This is a genomic window from Streptomyces sp. KR80, assembly GCF_052245555.1.
Taxonomy (GTDB): Bacteria; Actinomycetota; Actinomycetes; order Streptomycetales; family Streptomycetaceae; genus Streptomyces.
Map to the genome: position 1 here is coordinate 1 of NZ_JBQQCD010000016.1, position 14,193 is coordinate 14,193.

Genomic DNA, 14,193 nt, shown 5'->3' on the forward strand with positions numbered 1-14,193 from the left:
GCTGTCGGCCGGACTCGACCAGCACGCCGGTCCCGGCGGCACGGTGGTGATCTCGACGATCGGCGGCACCGGCGGTATCGGGAAGACCTACTTGGCCCTGCGCTGGGCCCACGAGAACCTGGAGCGCTTTCCCGACGGGCAGCTCTACGTCAACCTGCGCGGCTTCGACTCCTCCCGCGAGGCGGTGCCGCCTGCCGTGGCCATGCGGGGCTTCCTCGGCGCCCTAGGCGTGCAGCCCTTAGCCGTCCCGGTGGATCCCGACGCCCAGGCCGCGCTGTACCGCAGTCTGGTCGCCGACCAGCGGATGCTGATCGTGCTGGACAACGCCCGTGAGACCGCCCAGGTCACCCCGCTGCTGCCGGGCAGCGGAAGCTGCACCGTCCTGGTCACCAGCCGCCGCCAGCTAACTGGCCTGCGCACCACCCACGCAGCCTGGCCGCTGACCTTGGGCACGCTGCCCGAGACCGAGGCCCGCCCAGCTTCTCATCCGCCACCTCGGCCAGGCCCCCGGATCGCCGCCGAACCCGACGCCGTCGCCGCGATCCTTCAGCACTGCGCCGGACTTCCTCTTGCACTGAGCATCATCGCCGCACGCGCCGCCGCCCACCCCACCTTCCCCCTGGCCCACCTCACCGCGGAACTTACCCAGTCCGCAACCCGGCTCGACGCACTCGACGCCGGGGACCTCGCCGCCGACCTACGCGCCGTGTTCTCCACCTCCTACCAGGCCCTGGAACCCGAAGCAGCACGCGTCTTCGCCCTACTCGGCCTGGCCCCCGATCCGGACATCGCCCTGCCCGCCACGGCCAGCCTGACCAGCTGCACCCCCGCCCACACCCGCACCCTGCTGCGCACCCTGGAGACCGCCCACCTGCTGCGGCAGCACACCCCGGGCCGCTACCAACTGCACGACCTGGTCCGCCTCTACGCCGCCGAACGCGGCCAGCACGACCTGGACGAACCCGACCGCACCACCGCACTGCGCCGCGTACTCGCCTTCTACCTGCACACCACCCACCGAGCCGACCGCCTGGTCGAACCCCACCCCGCCATGCCGGTCGAACTGGACCCGCCCGCCCCTGACTGCCTCCCGAAGCACCTGGCCGACCACAAGGCGGCGCTGGCCTGGTTCACCGCCGAATCCCCCTGCCTGCTGGCCGCCCAGCAACTGGCCGCCGACCACCACTGGCACACCCCCGCCTGGCAACTGCCCTGCACCCTCGACACCTTCCAGCTCTACCACGGTCATCACCGCGACCGGATTCCGATGTGGCGGGCCGCCCTCGCCGCCACCGGGCACCTCACCGACCCCACCCGGCAAGCCCGGGCCCACGCCGGCCTGGGACGGGCCTACGGCAGGGACGGGCCTACGGCAGGGAGGGGCAACAGGCCAAGGGCCACGGCCATGGCCACCTCAGCCAAGCGCTCGCCGTGTTCGAGCAGACCGGCCACCTCCGCGGCCAGGCCCTGGCCCACTGGGGGCTGGTCTGCTCCCGGTTACAGCAGGGCGACGCCGAAAGGGCCCTGCCCCACGCCGAGCACTCCCTGCAGCTCTACCGCCGCCTCGGCGACCCCGCGCTAGAGGCCACGATGCTCAACAACGCGGGCTGGATCCACCCCCAACCCGGCCACTACACCCAGGCCCGCGCCCACTGCACCCAGTCCCGGGACCTGGCCCGGCGACTCAACGACGACCGCTGCGAGGCCGGCGCCCTGGACAGCCTGGGCTACATCGCCCACCACACCGGCCAGCACACCCAGGCCCTGGACCACTACCACCAAGCCCTCACCCTGTTCCGCAAGGCCAACACCCCCCATCACGAAGCCGCCAGCCTCGAAGACCTCGGCGAGACCCACCACGCCCTGGGCCAACCCACCCAGGCCCGCCACGCCTGGCAGCAGACCCTGAAGCTGCACCGCACCCAGCACCGCACCACAGACGCCACACGCATGAAAGAACACCTCGACGCCCCCGCACCAGCGAGGCCTTGACCGAGATCCAGCACGCCACCGACGCCACGACTAAACGACGGATACGCAGAACCAACACCAAGCCCACGGCCACCGCGCACTCCCCCACACCCTCGCAGCCCAACCTGCCCCCAGAACGGCCAAACACCAACCAACAGCCCAGCGACACCAGACACTCCCTTCACCACCGGGCCCCCTTACCCATCGCAACCAACACCCGGCTGATCCTTCCGCTCAGCCCGCTGACCCCGGCAAGGGCAGCCATGCAGCGCCCCGTCACACCAGCGCTGAACCAGCTGCACGCGCCCTGGCTCGCGGCACCGCCCACGTGAGTGGTTCAACCGACAGCGGCGAAAGCGTGCCGTGCCAGTGCGTGGGGAGAGGCATGGACGGTATCGACGAACACCTGTCGACGAGCCAGGCCTGATGGTCCTGGACATCAGCGCCGCCGATGAGGCGACCGCGCTCGCGCGCTCAACCGGTCCGGCGGAGCGACCGGGCGGCTGGGCGGGTCCGGGTGGCGCCACACCACGCAGGGCCGCGGGGTGGGGTGTACCCACGAAGTCACCACCCACGCAGGGACGTTCCGCGTAGACTTCCTGGTCAAGAAGCTCCCCAAGCGCGCCTGGCAGAAGCTGTCCGCCGGGACCGGCGCAAAGGGGCAACGCTTCTACGACTGGGCCCACATCGCACTGCACGACCCCAGGGCTGGCCACCGCTACCTGCTGGTCCGCCGCAGCCGCACCACCCGCGAACTCGCCTACTACCGCTGCTACTCGCCCCAGCCGGTGCCGCTGACGACGCTGGTGCGGGTCGCGGGATCAAGATCGCGCATCGAGGAGACGTTCCAGGCCGGCAAGGGCCTGGCCGGCCTCGACGAACACCAGGTCCGCCGCTACACCTCCTGGACCCGCTGGGTCACCCTGGCCATGCTCGCCCACGCCTTCCTGGCCGTCGTCCGCGCCGACGAACACACCCGCCGCCCCGCCCCGGACACGTTGATCCCATTCACCTGCAACGAGATCGCCCGCCTGTTCATCGCCCTCGTTGACCAACGCATCCACACACGGCCCACCGGCTCGGATGGTCCCACTGACGTCGCCGCCACCAAGCCCGATCCCGAGCCAGCCACCACGCCGTCAAGCCGCCTACTCTGCCTGAGCGCACGCGATCACGTGAGCATGAAGTCCCGGGGCGCGACCCCGCGTCACGGCAACGAGCGTGTGAGCCATACCACTTCACCGCTGTCGTCCGTGGAAACGTGATCCCGCTCGAACCCGAGCTTCTCAAGGACACGGAACGACGGTGTGTTCCATGTGCCGACGGTCGACCAGAGCCGTTTCCGCCCGGTCGCTATAGCGGCATCGAGCACCGCGCTGGCCGCCTCCGTGGCGTAGCCACGCCCATGCGCGCGCTGGAACAACTCATAGGCGATTTCAGGCTCCTCTACGGTGGAGCGGCCGATGATCAACCCGCAATAGCCGATGAAGTCGCCTTCGTCACGGCGCTGGATGGGCAGCAGGGCGATCCCCGTTGTCGCCGTTACAGTGAGCTGCTTCGCGATGAGCGTCCGGGTGTGCTCAACCGTGGGCGTCCCGTTGCCGCGTTGGGAGTGGAGGGCGCGGAGCTCAGCGGCGTCCGACTCGACCCACGGCCGCAGTATCAGCCGCTCGGTCTCAAGGTGGAACGACATCGTCTCGTACATAGACATGCCCCTACTCTGCCCCACGGATCATCACGAACTACAGCTGGAGTATTAGGCCAACGCGCTCTTGCTGCCGACTGTAGGCTGCGGCCTCATGGCTGGACGAGCTCTCGACGCCGGGTTGGCACATGCGAGTCACCTACTCGCCAAGTGTGAGTTCTTGCTCAGGCATTTTGACGGCGAGCGGGAGAATGCCGAGCTGCTGGCCGATGCACGGCGCTGCTGCGATGAGGCCGAGGAAGAGGCGGTTCGCGGCGACGTGGAGACCGCTGCCACAATTGCTATCCTGCGCTCGATGGCCGCGACGCTCTCCCTGCGGCATACCGTGTTGTTCAACGTGAATTGCGACTTCGATGACGACGACGGCACGTTGCTTAACGGGATGGAAGAGCATGACGAGGAATGTGTGAGCCGTCCGCCTGCGGAGCAGGCCGTCCAGGCGGCCCGAGCGGCTCTGAACGCCGACCCCGAAGACCCCCTCGTGCCGTTGTACCTGGGGCATGCGCTCACCTGGTCGGGTGATCGCGACGGTGCCGTCGCGGCATACGAGGAGGCGATGCGCAGGGATCCTCGGGACGGTTGTGCCCAGTCCAGTCTGCAGTACCTTGAGGCGGAGCCCAACAGCCGACCGACGCCGAACGAGATGAGTCGCGGACGTCATGGGTTCGCCCTGCTGCGTGGCTGTTTCTGGATTTCCAATAACGATTCGGACAGCGAGTCTCTGTTGTTTGGGTCTGTCGCTGATGCGCGGGCTCACGTCGACAGGAGGCTCAGCACGTATTTGACAGAGGACGACCTGGAGGATGAGGGTGCGGAGCTGGTCCTACAGGTCCATCGACCCGGGCGGCAGATCATCGAGTACGACCTGAACGCTCAAATGCAACAAGAGTCGGATGAGGAGCCATTGCGCATCGACTGGGCAGGCATTCCGGTACACGAGCCGCTGAAGTCGCCATATCCACCGGGACGCCCACTCCGGATCGGCGGCCATACCTGTTTCTACGGCGGCAGCGAGTAGCCGCGAGATGCAATCTTCCCATGCCGCGTCGGCGGTGTCCGCCGCGTTCGATGACGTGAATCTGTCTGCTTGCGCGTGCTCCCCCGAGGAGAGCGTACGTTCCGCCGATGTACTACTCCTGCTTGGCTTCGTCTGGAGTGTGTTGAGGGCGCTCAAGGCTGTCTCCCTGTCGCCGATGCGCGCAACGGCTCGGGCTTCGATGGCCGCAATCCGGATGCGGGAGTCACCGGCTGGGGCATAGTCCGTGGCTTCTTGTGTGTACGAACGGCCTATCGGGATGCCGGGCCGTGCAGCCGCCTCCAGTATCCGGCGAGGTCGCTCGCGGCGGTGGTGACCACGTCGAGGCTCATGGTGGTGCGGGAGTTCTGGTCGTACCGCTCCCACTTCGGCATGGGGCGGCGGTTGGGATCGCCGGTCCCGATGAAGGAGATCCAGGACGGGTGCATGGTCGCGGCGACCCCGTCGCGGACCCTGGGGTTGAGCCCGTTCAGGAAGGGCGCACCGGACCACTGGTCGAAGTTGTCGAAGACGAATGGCAGCTCCAGGCAGTGCGCGGCGGCGAGCCGGCCCTCGTGCGCAGGCGTCGGGAGGTCGAACTGATAGGCCCAGACCGGACGCCTTCGGGCCGCTCGTCTCTCGGCCAGCGTCAGACTGGGGATGCGGAAGAGCTCGTCGCCGATCAGGTCCATGAGAACGTCCACGGGGCGGGCGCCGGGCCGGGCCTCCTGGTAGGCGGTGTACGCCTCGCTGGCCCGGCCGCCGAAGGTGTCCCGCGCCCTGGCGAGCACCTGGTCCTTGGTCGCTGCGGCGTATTCCTCGCTGAGCCCGAAGGCGAAGTTGGCCTCTTCTCTGGTCCAGCCGATGAGGACCTCGATGTCCGCGCCGGGGCCGCGGAGCAGCAGGTCGGCGGGGTTGCGGTCGAGCGTCACCCCGTCGAGCACCGGCAGGAACGGGGTGGACCAGTATCCCCACCGTGACGTGCGCTCGAACATCTCCACGGTGGCACCAACGAGTTGCTGCCACGGCATGGTCCGCAGTTCCGTGACGTCCTCGGCCCCCAGGATGTCGAGGTACGTGGCCGTCCGCCGCAGAGATTCGGCGCGGGTGGGGACGGACAGTCCGAGCGGAGGGCTCTGCAGGATGGCGCGCCGGAAGAGCGGGCGGCCCTCGGAGGAACCTGCGCCGGCGAGTGCGGCCACCGACCAGGCACCGCCGGACTGACCTGCGACGGTGATGTTGTCCGGGTCTCCACCGAAGGCGGCGATATTGTCGCGCACCCAGCGCAGTGCGGTGAGCTGGTCGGTGAGCGCGAAGTTGCCCCCGGCGCCGTCCTCGTCGAAGTAGAGGTATCCCAGCGGCCCCAGACGGTAGTTGATGGTCACGACGACGAGGTCTCCGTTGCGCGCGAAGGTCTCGCCGGAGTAGTAGGGCAGCGAGCCGGACCCGGAGATGAAGCCGCCGCCGTGAATCCAGACCATCACCGACCGCTTGGACGTGTCGATGCGTGGTGTCCAGACGTTGAGCGTCAGGCAGTCCTCGTCGAACGGGGGTGAGCCGTGATGGCCGAGTACCTCGTCACCCTCCTCCCGGTAGAGCTGAGGCGCGCTCGAGCCGAAGGCGGTCGCATCCCGTGTTCCGGCCCACCCGGGATGCGGCTGCGCCGGCCGCCACCTCAGGGCGCCGACCGGTGGCACGGCGTACGGCACCGCCTTGAACACGGCAACACCGCCCTCCGCCACTCCGCGCAGCCGGCCCACCGCCGGCTCGGCGATGGGCGAGGAGGGGTCATCGCCTGGAGCAGCACTCGCCGCACCCGAGCTCGGGAGACCGGAGAGCAGTATGCCGCCCGCCAGCACTCCACCGGTCCTCAGGACATCCCGTCGTAGTGGATCTCGAGTCATGTCGCATCACTCCCTCGATGAGCACACACCGGCACCCGATATCGCGACTTCTTGACGACAGACAGAAGTACGGCATGCATGCATCCGAGAGTCAAGGGGTTGGTTACACCTGTAACTACTACATCGCGAACTATTGACGAGCGTCACGAAGGCGAGATAGGAACTGCCATCTCCCCTTCTCCCCAGGTCGGTCAGGAGCTCACATGAGACAGCGACTTCGCCCCGTCGGTCTGATTGCGGCAGGTGCGGGCCTACTACTGGCCACGGCATGTGGCGGGTCCAGCCTTCGCAGCGACAGTGACAGCAAGAACGACACATCGGCCAAGATCGGGCTCCTTGTCCCGCGGTCCGGCATCTACAAGGCGCTCGGCGACGACATCAAGAACGGCTTCGAGCTGTACGTCAAGGAGCGCGGCGGCAAGCTCGGGGGCCGCAACGTGGAGATCGTGGTCGCCGACGAGGGGGAGACGGCCGACTCCGGCAAGGCGGCCGCGGAGAAGCTGGTCAAGCAGGACCGGGTCCTGGCAGTGAGCGGCGTGGTGAGCTCAGCCACGATCAACGGAGCCAAGGACCTGTTCGAGACCAGCAAAGTCCCGTTGGTCGGCTCCAACGCCTCGCCGACGACGCTGACCAGGGCCCAGTACATCTGGCGCACCTCGTACGTCAACGATGAACCGGGCAAGGCGCTTGGCAAGCACATTGCGAAGAAGGTCGACGGCCCGGTCTTCCTGATAGCCGCCGGCTACCAGGCAGGCAAGGACGAGATCGAAGGGTTCAAGTCCACGTTCCTCCCTGCGGGCGGCAAGGTCGCAGGGGCGGAGGTCTACACGCCGTTCCCCCAGACCAAGAACTTCCAGCCGTACCTCGCGCAGATCGAGAAGTCCGGCGCGAGGGCGGTCTTCTGCTTCTATGCGGGCGGCGCGGCAGTCGACTTCGTCAAGCAGTACAAGGACTTCGGACTGGCCGGAAAGATTCCCCTCTACGCGCCCGGCTTCCTCACCGAAGGCGGCGTCCTGAAGGGACAGGGTGCCGCGGCCAACGGCATCCTCACCTCACTCAACTACAGCGCCGACCTGGACAACGCGGCCAACAAGGCGTTCGCGCCGGCCTATCGGTCGGCCTACGGATCCGCACCGACCACCTACGCGATGGCGTCGTGGGACGCGGCCCACGTGCTGGACAAGGCAATCAGCGCGGCCGGCGGCACCGTGACCCCGGCGACGGTCAACGCCGCCATCGGCAAGGTGGGCGTCATCGACAGCCCGCGAGGCTCCTGGCGGTTCAACAGCGACGGCACTCCCGTCCAGCCCTGGTATCTGCGTGAGGTGAAGCAGGGGGCCAACACCGTCACCGCGGATCTCGGCCGGCTCGGCGACTGAGATGACCGGATGGTTGTACGGCAACCTCGTCAGCGTCGTCGACGGGATTGCCTTCGGTCTGCTGATGTTCACGCTCGCCGTCGGTCTGTCCCTGGTCTTCGGCATGATGGACGTGCTCAACCTGGCGCACGGCACGCTCTACCTCGCGGGGGCCTACGTCGCCTACGCGCTGTCGGATGGAAGCCTCTGGGGGTTGGGGCTCGCGCTCCTGGCCGCCCTTCTGGTGGGAACGCTGGGCGGCGGGTTGCTGACACTGCTCACCCAGCCGCTGGCCGGGCGAGGCCACTTGGACCAGGCCATGCTGACACTCGGCGTCACGTTCGTCGTGGCCGATCTGCTCGCCGCCGCCTTCGGGAGCGAGGTCCTGCCCACGGACCCACCGGGCCTGCTCAGGGGGTCCGTTGACGTCCTGGGGCACACGTACCCGGTCTACCGGCTCACGTTCATCGGTATCGCCGGCATTCTCGCGATCATCGTGTACTTGATGTTCGAGCGCAGCTCCCTCGGAGCGCTGGTACGGGCCACGGTCGCCGACCGCGACATGGCCCGTGCACTGGGCGTCGACGCGCGCAAGGTGTTCTACGGAGTCTTCGCGTTCGGCGGTGCCCTGGCCACTCTCGGAGGTGTCCTCGGGGCCCCGATTCTCGGCCCGGGACCCGGCGTTGACGAGACCGTGCTCGTACTCTCACTCGTCGTCGTGGTCGTCGGCGGCCTGGGATCGGTGCGCGGCGTGCTCGCCGGGGCCCTTCTCATCGGCCAGGTCCAAACGCTCGGTGTGGCCCTGCTCCCCGAGTACGCCCCCTTCCTGCTGTTCGGCACGATGCTGGCCGTCCTCGTCGTACGGCCGCACGGCCTGGTCTCGTCGGAGGTGCGGACGTGACTCCCGCAGGACTGCCCGGATCCCTGGCCCGGCGGCTGCCCGCGGCAGCCGTTCTCACCGGGATCACGCTGGCCCCGTTCGTCCTCGGCCCCTACGTAGTCGGCACGCTGTCGCGGATTCTGGTACTCGCTCTGCTCGCCATGAGCGTGAACCTGCTCACCGGCCTGACCGGACTGCCGACGCTCGGGCAGTCCGCCTACTTCGGTGTCGGTGCCTATACGGCGGCGATCGTGGCGACGCGGCTCACCGACGTCGGGATCGTTCAGCTCGTCATCGCGGCGTGCCTGTCCGCACTGGTGGCCCTACCGACCGGCTGGCTGGCTGTCCGCGCCCGCGGAGTGGTGTTCCTGATGCTGACGCTGGCCATCGGGGAGATCGCGTACAGCGCCGCGGTCAACTGGAAGACGTTGACCAACGGCACCGACGGAATGTCCGGCATCCCGCCCGTCGTGCCGCTGCCCGGCATGCCCGCGCTGGAACTCGACGGACTGGTCCACTTCTATGTACTTGCAGTCTTCCTGGTGCTCTTTGCGATGGTCTCCCTCCTGATGGCGACACCGTTCGCTCTCGCGCTGCGCGGCATCCGCGACAACGAGAAGCGTATGCAGGCGATCGGTTACCCGACCCGCAAGTACACCCTGACCGTTTACTGCGGCGCCGGAGCGCTGGCCGGCGCCGCCGGGGCGCTGTGGACTTCCGTGCAGCGGTTCGTCTCGCCCGGGGACGCCGGATTCGAGCTCGCCGCGCTGGCGTTGCTGGCCGTCGTCATCGGCGGATCCGGTTCGATGTGGGGCGCCTATGCCGGTGCCGCGTTCGTCTGGCTCACTCGTGACTATCTCGGCAACCTCGACGTTCTCGCCGGCCGCGGACCCCTGCTGCTCGGGCTTCTCTTCGTGGTCGCCGTCTACACCCTGCCCGGGGGTTTGACCGGCACACGGCTGCCGAGGCCGACCAGAAGGAGGGCGGCATGACAGGTCGCGATCTGCTTGAACTGTGCTCGGTGTCACGGGACTTCGGATCATTCAGGGCGGTGGACGACGTCTCCTTCGCTGTCCGGACAGGCTCGAGGCACGCCGTCATCGGCCCGAACGGCGCCGGGAAATCGACCCTGTTCGGGCTGATCTCGGGAACCCTGGTGGCCACCACTGGAGCCGTACTCGTCGACGGACAGGACGTGACCCAGCTGCCGGTCCATCGCAGGGTCGGCCTCGATGTCACCACAACCTTCCAGCACTCCAGCCTGTTCCTGCGCGAGACCGTGCTGGAGAACGTACTGCTCGCCGCCCTGCGGCGAGGGAGGTCCGGGCTCGGCGGCCTGCGCCCCGTGCGCGCCCGGCGGGCCGTCATCGACCGGGCGCACGCCCTACTGGACCAGGTGGGTCTGCCCGCCCGGCACGACGTGCCGGCTGCTGCGCTCTCGCACGGCGAGCGGCGACAGCTCGAGGTCGCCGTCGCGCTGGCCACCGAACCGCGGCTGCTGCTGCTCGACGAGCCCGCCGCGGGTATGTCCCCGGCAGAGACGGCGCGCCTGACCGACCTGATCGCCGAGTTGCCCGGGGAGGTGACCGTGCTGCTCATCGAGCACGATCTCGACATGGTCTTCGAACTCGCGGACATGGTGACCGTCATGCACCTCGGCCGACATCTGACGACCGGCTCCCCGGACGAGATACGCGGCTCCGCCGCGGTTCAGACCGCCTATCTGGGCACCACGGAGGCGTCGTCGTGAAACCGTTCCTCAGCATTCGCGACCTGCGCTCCGGCTACGCCGGCGGTGTCGTCCTGGGCGGTGTCGATCTCGACCTCGACGCCGGCGGTGTCGTTGCCGTCCTCGGCCGCAACGGAGTCGGGAAGACGACCCTCGTCTCGACCGTCATGGGGTTCCTGCGGCCCTACGGAGGCAGCGTCGTGCTCGACGGCCGGGAGATCGCCGGAGCCCGGACCGACGTGATCGCCCGCGCCGGCGTCGGCATCGTTCCACAGGGGCGACGGGTGTTCGCACCGCTGACCGTGTCGGAACACCTGGTGGTCGCCTCCCGGCGCAAGGCGCGGGGACCCTGGACCCGCGCGCGTGTCCTCGACCTGTTGCCGCGGCTCGGGGAACGGCTCGGGCACCGCGGTGACCAGCTCTCGGGCGGGGAGCAGCAGATGCTCGCGATCGCCCGGGCCCTGCTCGGCAATCCGACACTCCTGCTCCTCGACGAGCCGTCCGACGGCCTTGCACCCGCCGTCGTCGCCCAAGTGGGTGAGGTGATCCGGCAGGTGAGCGCGGAGGGCATGTCGATCGTCGTCGTCGAGCAGAATCTGCAACTGGCCCTCTCCGTCGCCCGGGACGTCGCCGTCATGCAGAAGGGCCGCATCGTCCACAGGACGAGCTGCTCCGAGTTCCGGTCCCGCCCTCACGACCGGCGGCGGCTGCTGGGCATCGACTGAACCACCCGTCCCAGCGCCGCGCCCGGGACGCACCTCAGGCACGCTGTGCGGTTACACGTATCAACAGCCGTTCTGCGCAGTCTCTTCCTCGAGGCCGGTTACCTCCCGTACGTGCTGGAGGCTCGGCTCGGCGAGCACGGCATGCAGCCGCTGGAACACCTGGCGCGCCGCGACCGCGTTCCAGTCGTCGGGGAGCAGTTCCGCGGGAAGCCCCGGATCGAGATACGGAAGCCGACGCCACTGGGTGAGCATCGGCACGTAGTGGCGGAAGGCATCGGCGGCGATGTCCGCCTGCGCGTTGCGGTCCGCGATCGGGCGGTACGTGTCCGTGAACGCCGCGTACTGCGCCTGGATCGCCGGGAAGTCCCACCAGGAGCTGACGCAGGTGCGCAGATCACTGAATGCGGCGTAGTCCGAGGTGAACAGGTGCACGTACTCGCTCAGCCCGAGGCGGACCAGCGTGCTGCGGGCGTCGTCCAGGAGCCTGGCGGGCGCCAGCCATACGCCAGGGGCGATGTTGCCGAATCCCAACCAGGTCAAACGCGTTCGCAGCTGATAGCGGTGGGATCGCTCGGACTCGGGCACGGAGAACACGGCCATGACCCAGCCGTCGCTGAGGTCAGCCGGTTCCAGGCTGCCGAAGATGCGCCGGTCTCCCTCGTCGAAGACGGAGTGCATGGCCAGGCTGAGCCGGTATCCGGTGGCACCCCGGCGCTCGGGCTCCAGGACGCCCCGCTTCTTCAGCCGGGAGATCGCCGAGCGCACCGCCTGGCTCTCCACGTCCAGTTCGGACATCAGCACGATCAGGTCGGCGATGGAGATCCATCCGCCGAGGCGGCGCAGGAATGCTCCGTAGACCGTGTTGATCAGCGAGCTGGGTCTGATGGAGCTGTCCGACATGATCGCCTTCCGTTGGGTGCGGGTGGCGATCCTACCGACCCGGGCAACGCCGCCCTGGTGGGCAGGGCTGCGTTCTGGCGGTCAGCCGGCGGTTACCGCCCCTGTGCCACTGGAGTCTCGGCGTATGCACCGGACAGCAGGTGGCCCGCCCCGGGGGCTGTCGCGGGCAGGCCGAGGGCCCGCAGCATCTGGTGGGCGGTGCAGACCGCCGCGGAGACGACGGGCTTGGCGAGGACCTGTTCGGCCTCCTCGATGGCTCCCAGGGAAGGCATCTGGACACAGGCGGACAGCACGACGGCGTCGGCGTCGGCGTGGTCCAGGGCGCGGGCGAGTCCGGGCAGGCGGGCCGGGTCGTGCGCGGCGACGTCGAGGTTGTCGGAGATCTCCAGGGCTGCGTAGTCGAGCACGTCGATTCCTTCCTGGGTGAGGTACTCCACGACGGTCCTTGTGAGCGGGCGCATGTAGGGCGCGATCAGCGCGATCTTTCCAGCGCCGAGGGTGTGCAGTCCGTGGACCAGGGCTCCGGCGCTGGTGACGACCGGGGCGGGGGCGCCGTTCTCCGCCGTGCACGCGTGCAGGCGTTCCTCCGAGGTCCGGTGGTAGCCCGGGCCCATGCTCATGATGGCCACCAGGCACGCGTAGCCGAGCACATCGACGTGGGCGTCGGAGAGCTCGACGGCGCACCGGTCGGAGTCGGCGTCCATCGCCTTCAGCTGCTCGGGGGTGACATGCGTCATGCGCATCCGACTGGAGTGGAAGGTGAAGCGCTCCGGCGCGATGGCGTGCCGTGCGCGCAGGATGGCAGGTACTTCGGTTTCCATGGTGACGTTGGAACTCGGCACGATCTGGCCGATCCGGTAGGTGCGGTGGGACACGGGGCGCTCCTGATGGGGCTGCGACATGGGTGTTCGGCTCGCTGCCGGCCGACACTCGGGGTCAGCGGGCGTCGATGACGGGGTTGGTCAGAGTGCCGATGCCCTCGACGGTGGCTTCGACGGTGTCGCCGGGGGTGAGGAACTCCGGGGGGACCATGCCGGCGCCGACACCCGAGGGAGAGCCGGTGGCGATGACGTCGCCGGGCTCGAGGGTCACACCCGAAGTTATGTCCGCGATGAGGCGGGCGATGGGGAAGAGCATGTGCCGGGTGTTCGACTTCTGCTTGGTCACGCCGTTGACGCGCAGCGAGAGATCCAGGGCCATCGGGTTCGGCACATCGTCCGCTGTAACCACCGCCGGGCCGAAAGGGGCGTACGAGTCCTGGCCCTTGGAGAAGAACCACTGGCCGGAGCGGCGCTGGTCGCGGGCGCTGATGTCGTTGACGATGCTGTAGCCGAAGACGTGGTCGAAGGCTTCGTGCTCGCTGACGCGCCACGCGGTTCGGCCGATGACGACGGCGAGTTCGCACTCCCAGTCGAGCTGGGTCGTCAGATCAGCGTTGTGCAGGATCGGCTGTCCGGGCCCCGTCACCGCGGTCGCGGGCTTGCTGAAGAGCACCGGGCGCGGGGGAAGTTCCTTGTCGGTGTCCAGACTGCGGCTGGACTCCTCGACGTGTTCGACGTAGTTCAGGCCGACGCCGATGATCTTGCCCGGGCGCAGCGGGACGCGCAGCGAGACCTCGCCGGTCCGGTGGACGGCTTCCGCCGGCCATCCGGCGGGGCCGCCGGCCAGCAGGCGCCGTGCGGTGCCCAGGGCGGCGTCGCCCGCCTGGACAAAGGACAGGAGATCCTGCGGCAGTTCCACGTCGTGATGGTCGGCCAGGGCGGCCAGGTCGATGACGCGGTCGTCGAGCTGGGCGCCCAGGCGGGCGGAGGTGCCGTCGAGGGTGTAGGTCACCAGTCGCATCGGAGCTCCTTGCGGTACCGGACGAGGGCGGTCGGGACATGGAGGGGGCGGCGGTGAATCCCGGTTCACCGCCGGCCCTGCCGGGGACGGAGCGGCGCGGAGAGGCCCGTCCCCGATGGCGACGCCGGTCCACGTCCGGTGTCAGGGCCGGCGCGTGGCGACAG

The 14,193-nt window shown here is 68.7% G+C and carries 14 protein-coding genes and 1 pseudogene; 10 read left to right on the forward strand and 5 right to left on the reverse strand.

Going from position 1 to position 14,193, the window contains the following annotated elements:
- The 4 genes and pseudogenes from ACTWQI_RS21410 to ACTWQI_RS21425 all read left to right on the forward strand — a co-directional run.
- Nucleotides 1-1,582, forward strand: a 1,582-nt coding sequence (locus ACTWQI_RS21410) for an ATP-binding protein (protein WP_443272775.1), incomplete at its 5' end; no start/stop codon positions are given.
- Complete coding sequence (locus ACTWQI_RS21415) at nt 1,546-1,992, forward strand: tetratricopeptide repeat protein (protein WP_443273013.1); 447 nt, start codon at nt 1,546-1,548, stop codon at nt 1,990-1,992. The genes ACTWQI_RS21410 and ACTWQI_RS21415, both read left to right, overlap by 37 nt.
- A gap of 405 nt (nt 1,993-2,397) precedes the next feature.
- Nucleotides 2,398-2,565, forward strand: coding sequence for a hypothetical protein (locus ACTWQI_RS21420; protein WP_443272776.1), 168 nt, complete (start codon nt 2,398-2,400; stop codon nt 2,563-2,565).
- Nucleotides 2,517-3,064 (forward strand): annotated as a pseudogene (locus ACTWQI_RS21425) (IS701 family transposase); the annotation flags it as partial. The gene ACTWQI_RS21420 and the pseudogene ACTWQI_RS21425, both read left to right, overlap by 49 nt.
- Nucleotides 3,065-3,178: 114 nt before the next feature.
- On the opposite strand, the gene ACTWQI_RS21430 reads toward ACTWQI_RS21425, so the two are convergent.
- Nucleotides 3,179-3,682 carry a GNAT family N-acetyltransferase gene (locus tag ACTWQI_RS21430; protein WP_443272778.1) on the reverse strand — a complete coding sequence of 168 codons (504 nt, stop codon included), beginning with the start codon at nt 3,680-3,682 and terminating at the stop codon, nt 3,179-3,181.
- An 88-nt stretch (nt 3,683-3,770) separates the two neighbouring features.
- Between ACTWQI_RS21430 and ACTWQI_RS21435 the strand changes: the two genes are divergently transcribed.
- Nucleotides 3,771-4,694: a tetratricopeptide repeat protein gene (locus ACTWQI_RS21435; protein WP_443272779.1), complete on the forward strand. Its 924-nt coding sequence runs from the start codon at nt 3,771-3,773 to the stop codon at nt 4,692-4,694.
- 269 nt (nt 4,695-4,963) lie between these two features.
- On the opposite strand, the gene ACTWQI_RS21440 is transcribed toward ACTWQI_RS21435, so the two are convergent.
- On the reverse strand, nt 4,964-6,595 hold the full coding sequence (locus ACTWQI_RS21440; protein ID WP_443272781.1) for a carboxylesterase/lipase family protein: 1,632 nt from the start codon (nt 6,593-6,595) through the stop codon (nt 4,964-4,966).
- A gap of 203 nt (nt 6,596-6,798) precedes the next feature.
- On the opposite strand from ACTWQI_RS21440, the gene ACTWQI_RS21445 reads away from it, so the two are divergent.
- Genes ACTWQI_RS21445 through ACTWQI_RS21465 form a run of 5 tightly spaced genes read left to right on the forward strand, consistent with a single transcriptional unit; the run spans nt 6,799 to nt 11,287 of the window.
- Nucleotides 6,799-7,974 carry an ABC transporter substrate-binding protein gene (locus tag ACTWQI_RS21445; RefSeq protein WP_443272783.1) on the forward strand — a complete coding sequence of 392 codons (1,176 nt, stop codon included), beginning with the start codon at nt 6,799-6,801 and terminating at the stop codon, nt 7,972-7,974.
- A gap of 1 nt (nt 7,975) precedes the next feature.
- Nucleotides 7,976-8,854 (forward strand): branched-chain amino acid ABC transporter permease, encoded by an 879-nt coding sequence (locus ACTWQI_RS21450; protein WP_443272784.1) that lies wholly within the window; start codon nt 7,976-7,978, stop codon nt 8,852-8,854.
- Nucleotides 8,851-9,825 carry a branched-chain amino acid ABC transporter permease gene (locus ACTWQI_RS21455; protein WP_443272786.1) on the forward strand — a complete coding sequence of 325 codons (975 nt, stop codon included), beginning with the start codon at nt 8,851-8,853 and terminating at the stop codon, nt 9,823-9,825. The genes ACTWQI_RS21450 and ACTWQI_RS21455 overlap by 4 nt, the downstream gene beginning before the upstream one ends.
- Nucleotides 9,822-10,583 (forward strand): ABC transporter ATP-binding protein, encoded by a 762-nt coding sequence (locus ACTWQI_RS21460; protein ID WP_443272788.1) that lies wholly within the window; start codon nt 9,822-9,824, stop codon nt 10,581-10,583. Before ACTWQI_RS21455 ends, ACTWQI_RS21460 begins: the two co-directional genes overlap by 4 nt.
- Nucleotides 10,580-11,287 (forward strand): ABC transporter ATP-binding protein, encoded by a 708-nt coding sequence (locus ACTWQI_RS21465; protein ID WP_443272790.1) that lies wholly within the window; start codon nt 10,580-10,582, stop codon nt 11,285-11,287. The genes ACTWQI_RS21460 and ACTWQI_RS21465 overlap by 4 nt, the downstream gene beginning before the upstream one ends.
- Before the next feature lie 60 nt (nt 11,288-11,347).
- Here ACTWQI_RS21465 and ACTWQI_RS21470 read toward each other — a convergent pair whose 3' ends face one another.
- The 3 genes from ACTWQI_RS21470 to ACTWQI_RS21480 form a co-directional block, all read right to left on the reverse strand.
- Nucleotides 11,348-12,187, reverse strand: a complete 840-nt coding sequence (locus ACTWQI_RS21470) for a PaaX family transcriptional regulator (RefSeq protein WP_443272792.1) — start codon at nt 12,185-12,187, stop codon at nt 11,348-11,350.
- A gap of 92 nt (nt 12,188-12,279) precedes the next feature.
- Nucleotides 12,280-13,089 (reverse strand): maleate cis-trans isomerase family protein, encoded by an 810-nt coding sequence (locus tag ACTWQI_RS21475; RefSeq protein ID WP_443272794.1) that lies wholly within the window; start codon nt 13,087-13,089, stop codon nt 12,280-12,282.
- Between the two features lie 34 nt (nt 13,090-13,123).
- A complete protein-coding gene (locus ACTWQI_RS21480) occupies nt 13,124-14,029 on the reverse strand; it encodes a fumarylacetoacetate hydrolase family protein (protein ID WP_443272796.1) in 906 nt (301 codons plus the stop codon).
- Between the last annotated feature and the right edge of the window lie 164 nt (nt 14,030-14,193).